Raw genomic sequence first — 16,675 nt, 5'->3', positions numbered from 1 at the left:
ATCACTTATTAAGTTGGCTTATTCTCAGGCAATGAAGTCTTGAAAACCTGATGGTTTTCCTTATTGCCAATTGAGAGCTTATCTAAGATACTTTTTTCATGCTCAGCAATATAATTGAGGCATGGGAGCATTACGTTATCAATAATTTTTCTACCTAAATTAATTTCCTGTTGTTCCTTGGAAATATTCCCAATCATTCTTTGAATATTAAAGGCTGTCCAGCCTAAAACACAATGACCTAGCCAGCCCCAAAATGCTACTTGTGGATCAGTTTTTATTTTTCCAGTGCTATGCTCATGGTAACTATTGATTAATGCCTCAAATAAAGACCAATTAATCGCATGATTCAAAAGAATTCTGCTCCATTCTAAGCCATATCCAATAACTTCCAATCCGGGATTCATTAAGCCTGCACTTTCCCAATCGATAATATGGGGTGTACCATTTGCATCCCATAACACGTTTTTTGAATGCATATCACGGTGAGTAATCACTAATTCTGTATTTAAAATGGGTATGCTGATTTCAAAATGATTGTTCCAGTTTAGGATGTTAGGCAATAAGTTATTGAGCTCCTGGGAGTTAGAGCTCTTAATCAATTGAATCCAATCGTCATTATTGAAAAAATCGTAATGACTGACATCTACACCAGGAATATTGAGCCTGGTTGCATGCATTGCGGCATATATTTTACCAATCTTGGAAACATGAGCAGTTGTTATTTCTTTTTCAGATAATATTTGCCCATCTACATAGGGGTAGATGATATAAGCTTTCCGACCTAGCTTGGTCACATATTGATCGTTAATCCGCAGGGCGCTTATCGCAGGAATATGGGCAATCTTGAAATGTTCAGCAATGGATTCTGCCAGTTCATAAGCCGTTTTAAAATTCTCTTTCGCAACGATATGTGGGTTGATTTCTTTAACAGCAAACACGCCTTTTGATGTTTGTAATTTTATCATCTTATGCAAGGCGCCACCGGAAAGAGTTTCAGGTTGAAATATGATCCCTCCTAATCCGGCATGCTGTATCAATTCAAAAATACTCAAAATTAACTTTCTCTGCAATTATAAATAGGAGTAACGTAACAGCATCATCGGCTAATTACCACTAAGGAACTCAAACTATTTGCTTTGCGAAAGCAAATAAATTTGCTCACTGGCGGCTGTTAATCCTTTGGTCTGTAAGTGGGGTTAGGCTATCAAACTAAGAAAGCAATTCTTATTTTTAATTATATCCATTAGCTCAATATCTCCCGGTCGAACTTGTGATGACAAATGATTGTCCTTATTTTGCTCTTTTGTGTTAAAATATTGACAAAAATAATATTGAGATTCTGCTATGCCCTCCCAAGACAACGAATATTATATCCAAGCTGTGAACTGGATTATTGATAATCCTGACGATATAAGTGTTCCTATGAGGTTAAAAATAGCTTTCTTGCGATTTGTTAATTTATCACCGGAGAAAAAGTCCAATCTGCTACTTGACTTACTGAAAATAACTAAGCTGCCGAGTGCGATTGGAAAATCGTTGCCTGAGCTGACATTTGATTTACAAGGGCTACCCGAAGAATTGTATTCAGAGATTGCTGCTCAATTAAACACCGAAGCGGATAAAAGCAGTCTAGTATGTGTTTCAAAAAACATACACGCTTTTCTCCAGCCAGGTCGTTTGTTTGATAAATTTCTACAGCGAGTCGCGTATGGTGATCAGGATAAGGCAGAGAAGTTATTTAAAGATGTTTACAAAGGGAATATAGAAAAGATACAGGCGGCGTTACTTCATCAAGGGACATTCACAGATTTTTCTGGTCGCACCTTTCACTGCTCCGCATATGAGTATGCTTACTGGGCGAAAGATACGCATATGTGTCGAATGCTTGAGAGCTACATGGATGTTACTACTAAAGCCAAGATGTTAAATCGTATTGATGAAATAGAAAATACAGGGCTGTCTTACACCCAACATGGTGTTGAACAGCGTACGCGTCATTTTGATTTCACTCCATTAATACACGCGCTTAAAACTTATATTGAGGGCTATGAGAATTGGATCGCTACCAATTCGCAAGCCTTAATTACCGCCGCGTGGCTCCAAATTGGTCTAGCTCAGCGTGACATACCTGCTCACGCTGCCCAAGAATATTGCCGAGAAGACCGTTCGTTTTTTCCGTGTCCTGAATTTAACGAAACAACCCTACCGCGAAACTTAACCTTTTATGATGCTAAGAGAGAATGTGATGTATTCTTATTTCCTTTAGATTCAAATGTTGGTCTTGGTTTCACGTTTGCATTAATGCGGGGAGCATGGTCGAAAGCTGCAGAAGCTGCGGGAGAGGTCGGTTTTTACCTGGCGCATAATGATCTGGAAGCTATAACTCGTCTTGATGCAGTGAGGACCGCTGATCTTATTCAGTCGCGCGCCAATCTAACAGGGCCCTCATTACAAGGGTATGATAGTTGGATTGCCTCAGGAAGATACTAATAAGCGCATATTCAAGGGGGCTTCTTTAGTACTTTGCATGGTTGATATTCGATAAAAGTCCCAGGGAATTATTCCGCTTCAGGCGTATTTTCCATATTTTTACTATGATCAATAGATGGATAGCAAAAAGATAGAGAGATACCTGTTTGTCGATGGAATAATAACTAAAATTAAACAGAATGCGTAAAAATATCGCTCGATCCTTTGCTGCTTTGGAAATTTAACAGGGTATGAAGCTTAAAAGGAAGCTTAATTTTGCAGTAAGCGTGGGCTTATATGTATCAAGGAATGAAATAAAGAGAACCCTGTTTAACAAGGAGGTTTTATGAAAGCGCTCATTTTTCGTGGGATTGGGAAAATTTGTTTGGAAGACGTAGCAAAACCCACTATACAAAACAATTTTGATGCAATTGTAAAAATTACTACTTCGGCTATCTGCGGAACCGATCTACATTTTATTCGTGGAACTATGGGCCCGATGGAAAATGGAACTATTTTAGGACATGAAGCAGTTGGTGTTGTAGAAGAAGTAGGGAAAGGCGTGAGGAACTTAAACCCGGGGGATAGGGTAGTTGTTCCTTCCACTATTGCTTGTGGCTATTGCTTTAATTGCCGTAAAGCAAATTATTCTCAGTGCGATAATGCAAATCCAAACGGGCCTGATGCAGGCACTGCTTTTTATGGTGGACCTAAAATGACGGGGCCTTTTAATGGTTGTCAGGCTGAATATGTGTTAGTTCCCCATGCAAATAATAACTTGGTTAAACTTTCAGATGCTGTATCAGATGATCAAGCTATTTTAGTGTCGGATATTTTCCCTACTGCTTATTTTTCAGTGGATATAGCGAATGTAAAAAAAGGGGATGTTGTTGCTGTACTGGGTTGTGGTCCGGTGGGGCAATTTGCTATCGCTAGTTGTAAATTAAGAGGGGTGTCAAGGATATTTGCTATTGATGCTATACCTTCACGACTTGAAATGGCAAAGAGTCAGGGAGCCGAATGTATTAATTTTAATAAAGAGGATCCCTTGGAAATTATTAAAGAACTCACAAAAGGCTCCCTGTGTGATGTTGTTATTGACGCAGTTGGTATTGATGCATACGCCCCCTCTAAAGGACCAGCGGCCAAGAAAGCAGAGAAAAACAAAAAAACATACGAAGAAGAAGTTTTGCAAGTTGCGCCTCATGCATTAAATAATGATGAATGGGTTCCAGGAAACGCGCCGAGCCATGCGCTTCGGGAGGCAATTAAACTGGCTGCTAAATGCGGCACGGTCTCAATTGTTGGTGTATATCCCCCAGAATTTAATGTGTATCCCATTGGAGAGGCAATGAATAAAAATTTAAAAATCGTAATGGGCAATTGCCCGCATCGCGCTTATATTCCTGAGTTATTGTCTCTAATTGAAGATAATCGCATCAACCCGTTGTCCATTTTAACGCAAAGAAAACCGCTTGAAGATATTGTCGATGCATATAAACAATTTGATGCGCGCAAAGAGGGGTGGATAAAAGTAGCGCTTTTCCCAGGGTGATTCTAATAAGATCTGGTGGAAAAGCATCTTACATCTTGGCGCAGTGTTTCATTCTCTGCAGCTTCTTTGCCTTGCAATTTTCTCTATAGCTAAAATATTAAAAAATAAATCTATAATCAATATATTATCTCTCTATTAGAGCCTTGATGAGAATTCAATTTTTAGGTGCCGCCCAAACAGTGACTGGGTCGAAATACTTTGTTCAAACTGCTCAAAGCAATATATTGGTAGATTGTGGTCTTTTCCAAGGGTATAAAGAATTAAGGTTGCGGAATTGGATGCCTCTTCCTATTGACCCTCGAAAAATTGATTATGTATTATTGACTCATGCGCATATTGACCACAGCGGCTATATTCCTCTTTTAATAAAAAATGGTTTTCGAGGAAAAATCTTATGTACAGCCGCAACGAAAGATTTATGTAGTATTTTATTGCCAGACAGTGGTCGTCTTCATGAGGAGGACGCGCGTTACGCAAATCGTAAAGGATACTCCAAACATCATCCAGCCTTACCACTTTATACGCAAAAAGAAGCTGAAGACTCATTAAGCTATTTTCATATAGTCCCTTTTGCTGAGCGGATTAAAATTGCTAACAGGGTACATGCTACATTTTATTATGCGGGTCATATTTTAGGTGCTTCCTTTATTCGCCTAGAGCAGGGAGATACTTCTATATTATTCTCAGGCGATCTGGGTAGAAATGCCGATCCTTTGATGTTTGCACCGAATAACCCTCCTTCATCCGATTTTTTGGTTATTGAATCAACTTATGGCAATCGCACCCATGTTGCGTCTGATCCTTTAGTTCAGCTGAAAGCCATTATTAATCGTACGGTCAAACGTGGCGGTTCCATTCTCATTCCTTCTTTTGCTGTGGGACGAACACAAGCATTACTTTATTACCTGCATGAATTAAAATCTAAAAAAGAAATTCCTGATATTCCAGTGTTTGTTGATAGCCCAATGGCTACCGATGCGACAAAAATCTTTGCTATCTATACCGATCAAAATAAATTAACAAAAGAACAAAATAGAGCAGTGTGCGGAGTGGCTCATTATATTAACTCCATTGATGAGTCTATCGCTTTAGATAATCAAAAATATCCGGTAATTATTATCTCGGCCAGTGGAATGGCAACTGGAGGACGCGTTATCCATCATATTCGTTATTTTGCGCCCCATCCTAAAAATACTATATTACTAAGTGGTTTTCAGGTTGGAGGCACTCGTGGCGATAGAATGCTACGAGGCGAGAAAGAAATAAAGATGTTTGGGCAAATGGTCCCGATACGTGCCGAAATAGTACAGATAGAAAATATATCTGCACATGCAGATTCTACTGAAATGCTTAATTGGCTGGCACATTTAAAAAAAGATCCACGTAAAATATTCATCACGCATGGTGAAATGGGAGCAGCCGAAGCACTAAAATCTCAAATAAAGCAAAAATTTCACTGGGATTGTGAAATACCTTCTTATTTAGATTCTGCAATATTATGCGAGGATTCTAAATGAAAATGCATGCGATGCTCATGAGAAATAGTCATGAAAAATTAATATATACCCAAATTGAAAAACCCCTTCCCAATGCTTACCAGATTCTGATTAAAGTCACTACATGCGGCATATGTAGAACCGACCTGCATGTTGTCGATGGTGAGTTGAAGTTTCCAAAGCTTCCTCTGGTGCCAGGTCATCAAATTGTTGGGATAATCGAAGCCTTAGGAGAAAATGTTCATTCCTTTACCGTTGGTCAGCGAATTGGTGTTCCCTGGTTAGGTGGCAGCTGTGGTGTTTGTCAATTTTGTTTGGCGGGTCGAGAAAATCTCTGTGATGAGGCAAAATTTACTGGATATCAGATTGACGGAGGATTTGCAGAATATTGTGTGGCGAATGCGCAATTTTGCTTCCCTATACCGGATGGTTATTCAGATATTCAAGCGGCCCCTTTGTTTTGCGCAGGCCTTATTGGGTACCGCGCATTATTAAAAACCATGGATGCCAAACATTTAGGATTATACGGTTTTGGCTCGGCTGCACACATATTGACACAAATTGCATATAAACAAGAGCGTAAAATTTATGCATTCACAAACCCAGGTGATTCCATCGCCCAAGAATTCGCATATAAGTTAGGTGCCAGTTGGGCCGGAGATGCGGAAAAATCCCCGCCTCATCTTCTTGATGCAGCGATTATTTTCGCTCCTGTGGGTTCATTGGTTCCATTAGCATTGAAAAATACGGTTAAAGGAGGAATTGTTGTGTGTGCGGGTATTCACATGAGTGATATTCCGAGTTTTCCTTATGAAATCTTGTGGGGAGAGCGAACGCTATGTTCTGTGGCAAATTTAACTAGAAAAGATGGGGAAGAGTTCTTATCGTTAGCCCCAACTATACCCGTTAAAACTGAAACCCATACATATGCTCTAGAAGAAGTGAATGAAGCCCTTGATGATCTCCGATATGGGAAATTTACAGGTTCCGCGGTTATTGTAATTAATAAAAAAACAGCAGCTATCAAATGAAGAACGAAAAATTAACAGGTATGTTATTGAGCTTTTTACAATCGAAGTGGCAATTGTTTATTGTGCTTCTTTCTCTTGTAACTATTGCTATCTATCTTCTTCTTGGTTTTTTAAACAACCCGCTAGCGAATGTTCCTTTGTTAATTTTAATTATCTTTGGGGGCTTGCCGTTAATTCTGCAAATTTTTTTGAAACTGCTTAAAAGAAATTTGGGTGCTGACTCTCTTGCTGCAATTGCTTTAATCACTGGGATAATCTTACAGCAATATTTAGCTGCATCTTTAATTATTCTAATGTTAGCCAGTGGGCAAACATTAGAGCATTATGCGCGGCGCAAGGCTTCTTCTGTTTTATTGGCATTAGTAAAACGGATGCCCACGTTCGCTCATCGCAGGATTAACAGGGTAATTGAAGATATTCCATTGGGAGACATTGAGATTGATGACGAAATTGTTATCTATCCGCATGAAGCTTGTCCGGTAGATGGAACTGTAATAGAAGGCAATGGCTCTATGGATGAATCTTATCTTACTGGAGAACCTTATCAGGTTTCTAAAGCTCCCGGTGTATCTGTTTTATCGGGTGCTATCAATGGAGAGTCAGTGCTCATTATTAAAGCAACTAAACTTCCTGTCGATTCCAGATATGCAATTATTGTAAAAGTCCTGGAAGAAGCTCAGCAAAAACGTCCGTCTATTCGAAGGTTAGGCGATCAAATTGGAGCTCTTTTTGCGCCGGTAGCACTTCTATTTGCAATTGGTACTTGGTATTTTACTAATGACGCCATGCGTTTTCTTGCCGTACTGGTAATTGCAACACCGTGTCCTCTATTAATTGCGATTCCGATTACCATCATTAGTGCTATTTCACGTGCTGCAAAGCAAGCCATTATCATAAAAGACCCTGTCGTTTTGGAGCAATTGCCAACCTGTAAAACCGCTATTTTCGATAAAACGGGAACACTGACTTATGGAAAACCTGCATTAACTGAAATTTATACCGCTCCGAATTTTACCAAAGAGCAAGTACTCCTGTATGCAGGGAGTCTTGAGCGTTATTCAAAACATCCTCTTGCTAGTGCTGTGATTAAAGCAACTCAAGAACACCACATTGAATTAATAGAATCCTCAAACGTGTCAGAAAAGCCAGGGCAGGGTTTAAATGGCACTATTAATAATCGGAAAGTGAAGGTTACGAGTCGAAAAAAATTATTAGAATTGATGCCTGAATGTAAATCTTTACTTCCCCCTGTTACCCCAGGCTTGGAATGCATTATTTTGATAGATGATCAGTATGCGGCTGCTTTACATTTTCATGATGCGCCACGGGCGGAAAGTAAATCATTTATTACTCATTTGACACCATCGCATCAGTTTAAAAAAATAATGCTAGTTTCAGGGGATCGGGAGTCAGAGGTTATTTATCTCGCGGAATTAATTCCGTTTACAGAAATACATGCCTCGCAAAGCCCGGAACAAAAGTTAGCCATTGTGCGTAATGAAAGCAAAAAAGCTCCTACAGTATTTATGGGCGATGGTATCAATGATGCTCCCGCTTTAACTGCCGCTACAGTGGGTATTGCATTTGGGCAGCACAGTAATGTTACTGCTGAAGCTGCGGGCGCCGTTATTATGGATAATACCTTATATAAAGTGGATGAGTTACTTCATTTGAGTGCTAGTACGAGAGCTATTGCAGCACAAAGTGCCATTGGTGGAATGTTTTTAAGTCTTATTGGAATGGGATTTGCAGCAACCGGCTTTATAAGCCCGGTTGTTGGGGCAATTCTTCAAGAATGTATCGATATTCTTGCTATCATTAATTCATTACGTTTGACTTTTGGATCCAAAATTAAAATTGATTTACCGAATGATGCTAGTTTAAAAAAATGATAGAAATATAAATAATTTCTGTATTAGGGAAATAAAGAGGAATAATGAACCACGATCACCAGCCTCCCGCCAAGGGAAATAACGCCAAAGGGCATTGCTGCCATAAAAAACAGAATATACAAAAACAGCAGAGCTTTACTGCGGAAAGTGATGAAAACATTATTTATACATGCCCTATGCATCCAGAAATTAGACAATCAACCCCCGGGGACTGTCCAATTTGCGGTATGGCGCTAGAGCTTGAAAGAGTAACCTCAGTAGAAGAGGTGAATCCAGAATATAGCGATATGAAGCGTCGATTTTATATTGCATTGTTTCTCACTTTGCCTGTTGTGTTACTGGAGATGGGTGGACATGGATTACAACATTGGGTACGGGCTAATACTTCTCAATGGGCACAGCTTCTTTTGGCAACGCCAGTAGTATTATGGTGTGGCTGGCCTTTTTTTCTGCGTGGGGCAAAATCGCTCCAAACCCGACAATTAAATATGTTTACGTTAATTGCCATGGGGATTAGTGTGGCGTGGGTTTATAGTGTTATTGCGGTATTATTTCCTGAATTATTTCCTACTGTTTTTCAAAATAGGGAAGGGACTGTAGCCGTTTATTTTGAAGCAGCCGCTGTAATCACCACACTGGTATTACTAGGTCAGGTATTAGAGTTGAAAGCTCGCCAACAGACTGGAAGCGCTATTCGAGCTTTGCTAAATTTAGCACCAGAAAGTGCTCATCGTATTCAAAAAGAGGGTAATGAGGAAGAAATATCACTCGATAAAGTGCGAGTGGGTGATAAGCTTCACGTGCGTCCTGGTGAAAAAATTCCAGTGGATGGTGAGATATTAGAAGGGCGAAGCTTTGTCGATGAGTCAATGGTGACAGGGGAGCCTGTTCCTGTAAGCAAAGAAGTAGGTGCTAAGGTTATCGGGGCTACGATTAACCAGACCGGTAGTTTTATTATGAGCGCCATGCATGTAGGCAGCGATACCATGTTAGCACGCATTGTCCAAATGGTAAGTGAAGCCCAAAGAAGTCGTGCGCCTATTCAGCGGTTAGCAGATACTGTATCTGGCTGGTTTGTACCAGCTGTTATTTTGATTGCAATCTTCTCTTTTATTATGTGGGCGTGGTTAGGACCACAACCCTCATTAAGTTATGGTTTGGTTGCCGCAGTCTCAGTGCTTATTATTGCATGCCCTTGTGCGTTGGGTTTAGCTACGCCCATGTCTATTATGGTTGGTATAGGAAAGGGAGCTCGAAGTGGAGTGTTAATTAAGAATGCTGAAAGCTTGGAGCGCATGGAAAAGATAGATACCCTTGTGATTGATAAAACAGGTACGCTTACCGAAGGACATCCTAAACTAACCCATATTATTCCCTCTGAGGAATTTAATGAAGAAGATATTCTAAAGTTTGCTGCGGCAATAGAGCTTCAAAGCGAGCATCCCATTGCTAAAGCTATCGTCACAGCAGCTGAAGCAAAACAATTGCAATGGGATAAAGTAGAGGGTTTTGAATCACTTACCGGGAAGGGAGTAATAGGAAAAATAAATGGCCAGCGTATTGCTATTGGCAATGTAAAACTAATGCAGGAGTATGGAAATGCTTCTACAACTCTTTTTGAAAAGGCTGATGAATTCCGTAGTAAAGGCGCCTCTGTTATGTTCCTTGCACTAGATGGTAAAACAGCCGCTCTCTTGGTGGTGGAAGATCCTGTTAAATCAACTACAAAAGAAGCCATTTCCAGGTTACAACAAAGTGGTATAGAAGTGGTGATGTTAACAGGAGATAATAAAAAAACAGCAGAAGCGGTAGCTGATACCCTGGGAATAAAGAAAGTTATGGCAGAGGTTATGCCGCAAGATAAAAGCCGCATTGTGAGCGAACTTAAAGATAAAGGATTGATGGTTGCTATGGCGGGTGACGGCGTCAATGATGCTCCAGCATTAGCAAAAGCAGATGTGGGGATTGCTATGGGAACAGGTACTGATGTTGCCATTGAAAGTGCGGGCATTACTTTACTTAAAGGAGATCTTCTTGGTATTGCCAAGGCTCGCTTTTTATCCGAAAAGACCATGAGTAACATACGCCAAAATCTTTTTTTTGCCTTTATTTATAATGCAATGGGCGTGCCCGTAGCTGCAGGCTTATTGTATCCACTAACAGGGCTCCTCTTAAATCCAATTATTGCTGCCGCAGCAATGTCACTATCTTCTGTTTCCGTGATTTTGAATGCGCTTAGGTTGCGACGGATAACAATGTAAACATTTCAAGCCCAATTACTCCTTGAAGCTATTGTGCGCTATGGCGCACAATGGTAGGATGAGACGTGTGCGTTATTACGTACGCATTATAAATTTGGCGGAATGAAGGAGTGTCTCTCATGCCTGAAAATAAAATATTAAGCAAAAGTGCTCAAAAGGTACAAGAAGCTCTCGCTCAAAAAGGTATATCTTTTGAAGTAATTGAACTTTCTGAAAGTACCCGTACTGCAAATGATGCTGCAAATACCATAGGATGTGACGTAGCACAAATTATAAAGTCCTTGTTGTTTTGTACTGCAAAAACAAATTATCCTGTTTTAGTATTGGCCAGTGGCGTTAATCGTGTGAATGAAAAAATTATTGAGCAATGGGTAGGTGAAAAGATTGTTAAAGCGGATGCGCACTTTACTCGTGAAATAACTGGCTTTGCTATTGGTGGCGTTCCTCCTGTGGGGCATAAACAAACGATTACCTCTGTTTTTATTGATGAAGAGTTACTGCAACATACTATTCTTTGGGCTGCTGCTGGCACCCCTAACGCAGTTTTTAGCTTGCGTGCTAATGAGATCGAAACTTTAACTCAGGGAAAAGTAATTGCTCTTAAGTAAGCGGATTATGAAAAATTTTTTTGGATAATCCCTATTAATTTCATTCTCAGTGATCAGATTATGGGTGCCTCATGCCAACATTACGGTCTACCAGAGTGTGTTTGGTGACTGCGATTCAATTTACACAACCCTAACTTATATAGAAAATCCCTCAAGGCCTGGAACTGCGTGTTCGCTTGCATCTTGTTCGATACATTTTTTCTCTTGGTTTAAACTAATAAGGAGGAGTCTTGCAGTATCAAGCGCTTGTGAGCGCAATTTAAATTGTCCTTCGTTTAAAATGGCTTCCTCCGCTTCAATAAATCCTTGTAATGCTCGTTCTTTTTCCGACGAATTTTCAATGCCTATGATTCGCTCTAATAAACTTTGCCGTTCTTTGTAAGGATAAGCCATAATTATAATCCAAAAAATAGGTTGTTTGTCGAATTTTAATTCAAATCAGCATGGCTCTCAAGAGTCAATAGGGAATATATTTGAAAGATCTTACTACTCTTGCCAGGTAGGTTAAACCCTGGGTGACCAGCAGGTTTCGGGGCCACCTCTTTGTTCAGAGTTAGAGGGTAAAATCTTTAATTGTATCTTCAACAAACTCTTTTATAAGAAGATTAAAAGCATCCGGTTCATCAAGCATTATCGCATGTCCCGCATTAGCAAGGGTGTGTACTTTATTTCGCCAAAGATTTTTAAAATGTAACTCATTTCGTACATAATCATAATTAATAGCACTGTCTTTTTCTCCTGCTACCACAGCGATAGGCTTTTCCCATTCAGCAATAATGTCGCATTGATTTCGGCCTATTCCGTTAATAATCGATTGGGGATAGAGAAATCTTGCGCCTTCATCAGTAGCTAGGACCGCGTCGATTAGAAATTTTTTTTCTTCACTACCATCATAACCACAGGGTTTGGCTAGTAATTTAGCTTCTGCTACGCTTATATCTTTTTTCCCAAAACAAGCCATAATTTCAGGACTAAGTGCTTTGAATCCTTTTTGCATTCCTTGGAGCGATACTTCAAAAGGAGGCGTTCCTGTAATAAGCAGACCAGCTAATTGAGGGATCCTGGATGTCATCTCCAAAGCAACGTGTCCACCAAGGGACCATCCCACAATAATTAATTTTTTAATAGTTAACTGATTAACTACTTCTGTTACTGCTTCAGCAAACCCAGGATAACTATAGGTTTTTAATGGTTCAATAGGGGGTGCACTTTCACCATATCCGGGCAAATCTATCGCAATGCGATGATAAGATTTAAAAATATCTGCATTCATCTGCTGATTAAAAAAATTTTTATTCGTGCAGTGACCATGAAGAAATAACAAAGAGCAAGGCATTCCTCTATTTTCTTCCCATACTGATAGATTGCCCACAGAAGTAATCACTGTATTCTCCTGAAATAATTGCGGAATGATAACATATTGTAGTTGGTAAGTTTTTCTAGAAATATACTATTGCCTATTGACCAAATCTCGGTTTCTTGGCAAATGGTGGCTCAAGGGACACCTCGTCATTAGGTGGAACCGGATTGGCGAAGTGACCTATTTGACTAGGTCTTCCTGGAAGCGGCTGAAAATGAGTTACGCCTTTTACAGAACCATGCGTCCTAACCAAATGTCGTGTGTACCCTGGGTTGCCTGGCGCCAAATTAACCGGGTTAAGTGAATAAATACCGGGATGAAATGCAGCTCCACTTATGCCAGAGAGAGAGGTAATAGGCATTTGTATACTTCGAAGCACGGTATCAATCGAAGGTAGTGGTTGTTGCTGGCTTGCTGTTCTTTGAAAAGCGGCTTCTTGTATACCTTCTTTTATTGACGGTCCTACCGATTGAGGGTATCTGTAGAAGAGCGATTGAGGAGAGTGACTTACTGGCAGTGAAGAAATAGAGGGTAACATTGTCTGTTGAGGTCTTTGAAATACAGGCACCTGCGAAGGAGCAGTGTTTGCCAAACCAGGTATGTGGGTGCGGGTTTCTGTCTGCGAGCTAGAAGATGTGGCCTGACTCGAAGCCGCTACCATAGGTGATGGATAAATTAAATTTCGAAGCATTGGGTTAAATGAGCCGGGTGTATTGATTTGTGTGTTTTCTAATGGCTTTTCTAAGTTATGGCTGGCTGGGTGATTATAAACGTCTACTAAGGCTTGTGCGTAGGATGGTAAGTTTACAAGGCGGAGATTACAGCCTCTTTTTAGCAACTGATGTGTTAAGTTTATAAAATTTGACGCGGTCATATCATCTGGCTTCGATAAATACCAGATAGATTTAGGGTTTATAATACGAGCGAGTTTTAGGAGATAGGGAATCCTTGCATTGGGAGGATAAAATATCACACCATCGCGCAGTATGGGTACTATCTCTTCTAAGTACTTTTGTTTGCCAGGGTTAAATAGAACGCCGGGAGGTAAATTATGTGCAAGAAATAGTAGATAATTTCTGCTTACCTCACCAGAAGTCTGTATCCCTGGATGGGCTAATTCGTTTCCTGGAGAATAGTCTCTTCTAGTAAATCTCGGCAAAGTTTGTTGGGATTCGCCATATCCTCTTCTCTCACTGCTGGTGGGTATATTTGAATAAGATAATCTAAAAAATTTCCCCGTACTTACTTGGCGTTGTAAAAATTCTATTACCTCCAAACGCGTGTCTTTCGGTAAGTGGATGATGGTATTTTTAGGTATAGTCTGTACCAGGCGTTTTATTTCAGACAGACTGTAGTAAGGGTTAAGTACAAAAAACACACCGGGAGCTATGTGCTTTAATACCTCACTGACCAATTCTATCGAAGCTCTATGGGAAAACCCTAGTCCACACCCCGGGTGTATTTGTTGCACCGTTTTTCTATAAAATTCCAGTTTATCTTGGCCTAATGCAATAAAGTCCATTACCAAAAAAGAACCTGGAGCTAACTGACTAAAATTGATGTCGTTCCTTTCTTCATTAAGGGAAACATAAGTCAAAGGCTTTAAACTTCTTAATATAAATTCAACGTCCTCGCATTGTGAAATATTGATTCCCCGCTCTTCGCGTAAACCTGAAACCAGGCTCGATGTTAAAGGAGTACAGTGAAATGTATGCAAGGGCGGAAGCTGGGAAAAAAAGGTGTGAACTGTATTTTCAGGTAAGTAGGGAATAATTTTAACGTCGGCAAGCATGATTTTTTATGGGTCAAACAAAACATTAATAATACATTTTAAAAATATTTATTCAAGCCGTCTGGTATAGTAGCAAGGTTGAAAGCCGCCCGCTTAAAATGAGAAGGTTATAAATTATTGGATTTTGCTCAATCTATTTAGCACCGGTGACTGAAATTATTTCGTTTTTATCCTCAGTAAAGAAATAATTGACACATCGGTGTAAAATTGATCATATCCCTGATAAAATACTGCGCTTCAAATGATGTTGAAAAGGTGTAGTGTATGTTTAAAAGCGCTTTTAGGGTATTTAATCGAAAATTTACTTCCGGAACATCGGTTGGCGCGGGAGGCTTATATCTTTCTCAGGATCTAACTGATTTTTTTTCCCTCAAGGAGGAGCTTGAATCATGGCCGCAAAGTATGGACGATCAAGGAAGTGTCATAGAGGCAGATGAGAAAAATATTCTAATATTTGGCCGCCAAAGTCCAGGCTATGTTCGTGATGAACAGAGGGAGAATAAAGCAGGAATTTCTCGTTCGATTAATAGCTCTCCTCTTTTTTTTAAAAGTTTAGGTACTTATCTAGATAATGAAAAGCATTATCAACTTTTTGATGGCAGTGATTTTGAAGTAGAGTTTTTTTCAAACGCTTCTACGAAAATAGTAGTCAAGCCTGAGAGAATGCTCAATTTTGATTTAGATACAATTACCGATGAGCAAATTTTTGAAGTGGGATTTGCTCGCAAGCAGGGTTTTGTAGACCTATCCCGCAAATCACCTTTTTACCACTCTTCTATTGCCCTTCGTGTAGTAGGTAGCGATCATCAAGCAAGCAAAGATAAAGTATTAATGACAGGCCGGGAAATAAGAAGAGTAATTACAGAAACCAACAATAAAATATGCGCATCCCAGCACTGCACTTTATACTCTTCAAATTGTTACTCTGCGTCCATTTATGCTATGGGCTTAATGATAAAAATTATTGATGAAAGGTCGGAGCATACTTTTTCACAATTGCCTCAGCGGAATGATAAAAAAGATTCTATTGCAAAAATTGCTCAAAGCTTGTCACGTGCAGCCTTGGACAATTTTGGCAGAGGCGTTAGCAATAATGAAGTCGTTAAAGTTCTCTTATTGTCTGATCTCCACCCCATTTTAGCGAAGCATCAGTTAATTGAAGAAGCTTCCAGCTTGAAAAAAAATGGATATAAGTAATTGAAAGCATTATCATAGCCTCGAAAAATTGGATGTATTTATGATTGGACGTTTATTTCATTTTTTTACTCAAGGAAGTGCCGAGAGTTTGCGCTCGTATGCCAGAGGTGTGAAATCCATTGAAATCCCTTTTGCGAAGATGAGACCCTTAACGGAACTTACTGGTCCTTTAGAATTGTTATTCGCAACTAAAGAAGGCCTGCCTATACCAAGGTTTCCAATTAGTCATTCAGCCCTTGCTTTTAGAAGCGGTGATACATTTTCGGTTTATGGAAGACAAAGCCCCTTGGATGTATCTAATTGGTTGGTACGAGGTATTTCTTTTCGCACTCAAGTTGATAATGAACAATCCTATTTGTCGCAACGTTTTAATTTTAAAGGTTATCCGACCAATGTATTTCTAACCCCTGTAGAGGTTTCGCAATTATTGAAAGAAGCCGACCGCATTATTAATCAAAATCAGTTTTGTAATCTTATTAGCTCTAATTGTTATTCCTTTTCGGTAACGGGATTGGTGCGGGCTGTTAATAAAATAGTGGAAAGGCCTACGTGGTCTCCTGAAGAAATTGAAAAAATATTAACCGTTTTAGAAGATCATCCTTTAGGTGATCATTGCGCGGTAGGTGTTTTTAATAATGCGGTTGTGGTAGGAGAGTTACTCGCCCTTTTTTCCAAAATAAAAGATAAAATTCTAGAGCTCGAAATTAAAACTTTAAATGATCACCGTTTATTAAAACGAGTAAATATTTTAACTGCAAAAGTAGAATCAGGGTCTGGTCTATTTAGCTCTTCTGAAGATTACAAGCCGTAAAGACTATTAAATATATTGACGATTTGAAAATTTTTGCAAACTTCCCGTTGTCTTGGATAGGGTGCTTGAATAGAAGGAAGGCAAGTTTTAAAACCTCCTTTTCCACAGGCTCCGTTAAATGGATAATATAAATTGTTCCTCTGTGAAGATAAAAAACAAAATATACTCGCCGTTGAATCCTATATAAAGGGTTATTGTAGTAA

General features: G+C 39.5%; 13 protein-coding genes. 9 read left to right on the top strand and 4 right to left on the bottom strand.

Annotated features, from left to right (window positions below; all coding sequences use genetic code 11):
* Positions 1–8 precede the first annotated feature (8 nt).
* The gene (locus EL206_RS05330) at positions 9–1,052 is read right to left on the bottom strand and encodes an aminoglycoside phosphotransferase family protein (protein WP_058462638.1); all 1,044 of its coding nucleotides are present in this window, start codon (positions 1,050–1,052) and stop codon (positions 9–11) included.
* Between the two features lie 292 nt (positions 1,053–1,344).
* Here EL206_RS05330 and EL206_RS05325 point away from each other — a divergent pair, with 292 nt between their 5' ends.
* The 7 genes from EL206_RS05325 to EL206_RS05295 all read left to right on the top strand — a co-directional run bounded on the left by EL206_RS05325 (position 1,345) and on the right by EL206_RS05295 (position 11,312).
* Positions 1,345–2,490 (top strand): hypothetical protein, encoded by a 1,146-nt coding sequence (locus EL206_RS05325; RefSeq protein ID WP_058462639.1) that lies wholly within the window; start codon positions 1,345–1,347, stop codon positions 2,488–2,490.
* 325 nt (positions 2,491–2,815) lie between these two features.
* Positions 2,816–4,024: a zinc-dependent alcohol dehydrogenase gene (locus EL206_RS05320; RefSeq protein ID WP_058462640.1), complete on the top strand. Its 1,209-nt coding sequence runs from the start codon at positions 2,816–2,818 to the stop codon at positions 4,022–4,024.
* Between the two features lie 146 nt (positions 4,025–4,170).
* The gene (locus tag EL206_RS05315; RefSeq protein ID WP_058462641.1) at positions 4,171–5,541 is read left to right on the top strand and encodes an MBL fold metallo-hydrolase RNA specificity domain-containing protein; all 1,371 of its coding nucleotides are present in this window, start codon (positions 4,171–4,173) and stop codon (positions 5,539–5,541) included.
* A gap of 2 nt (positions 5,542–5,543) precedes the next feature.
* Positions 5,544–6,551 (top strand): zinc-dependent alcohol dehydrogenase family protein, encoded by a 1,008-nt coding sequence (locus EL206_RS05310; protein ID WP_058462717.1) that lies wholly within the window; start codon positions 5,544–5,546, stop codon positions 6,549–6,551.
* Entirely contained in the window at positions 6,548–8,443 is a 1,896-nt protein-coding gene (locus tag EL206_RS05305; protein ID WP_232048520.1) for a heavy metal translocating P-type ATPase, read from the top strand. The genes EL206_RS05310 and EL206_RS05305 overlap by 4 nt, the downstream gene beginning before the upstream one ends.
* Positions 8,444–8,487: 44 nt before the next feature.
* Positions 8,488–10,704 carry a copper-transporting P-type ATPase gene (locus tag EL206_RS05300; protein WP_058462642.1) on the top strand — a complete coding sequence of 739 codons (2,217 nt, stop codon included), beginning with the start codon at positions 8,488–8,490 and terminating at the stop codon, positions 10,702–10,704.
* A 119-nt stretch (positions 10,705–10,823) separates the two neighbouring features.
* The gene (locus tag EL206_RS05295) at positions 10,824–11,312 is read left to right on the top strand and encodes a YbaK/EbsC family protein (RefSeq protein ID WP_058462643.1); all 489 of its coding nucleotides are present in this window, start codon (positions 10,824–10,826) and stop codon (positions 11,310–11,312) included.
* Positions 11,313–11,447: 135 nt separating this feature from the next.
* Here the strand turns inward: EL206_RS05295 and EL206_RS05290 are convergent, their stop codons facing one another.
* From EL206_RS05290 to EL206_RS05280, 3 genes are all read right to left on the bottom strand, one after another.
* Entirely contained in the window at positions 11,448–11,705 is a 258-nt protein-coding gene (locus EL206_RS05290) for a hypothetical protein (protein WP_058462644.1), read from the bottom strand.
* Between the two features lie 160 nt (positions 11,706–11,865).
* A complete protein-coding gene (locus tag EL206_RS05285; protein ID WP_058462645.1) occupies positions 11,866–12,696 on the bottom strand; it encodes an alpha/beta fold hydrolase in 831 nt (276 codons plus the stop codon).
* A gap of 73 nt (positions 12,697–12,769) precedes the next feature.
* Positions 12,770–14,464: a hypothetical protein gene (locus EL206_RS05280; RefSeq protein ID WP_058462646.1), complete on the bottom strand. Its 1,695-nt coding sequence runs from the start codon at positions 14,462–14,464 to the stop codon at positions 12,770–12,772.
* 264 nt (positions 14,465–14,728) lie between these two features.
* On the opposite strand from EL206_RS05280, the gene EL206_RS05275 reads away from it, so the two are divergent.
* Complete coding sequence (locus EL206_RS05275; RefSeq protein ID WP_058462647.1) at positions 14,729–15,661, top strand: hypothetical protein; 933 nt, start codon at positions 14,729–14,731, stop codon at positions 15,659–15,661.
* A 40-nt stretch (positions 15,662–15,701) separates the two neighbouring features.
* The gene (locus EL206_RS05270) at positions 15,702–16,472 is read left to right on the top strand and encodes a hypothetical protein (RefSeq protein ID WP_058462648.1); all 771 of its coding nucleotides are present in this window, start codon (positions 15,702–15,704) and stop codon (positions 16,470–16,472) included.
* Positions 16,473–16,675: the final 203 nt, after the last annotated feature.

It is taken from the genome of Legionella adelaidensis (assembly GCF_900637865.1).
In the GTDB taxonomy this organism is placed as follows: Bacteria; Pseudomonadota; Gammaproteobacteria; order Legionellales; family Legionellaceae; genus Legionella_A; species Legionella_A adelaidensis.
The sequence above is the reverse complement of the archived record's forward strand: the minus strand, read 5'-3'. Positions and strand labels throughout refer to the sequence as shown.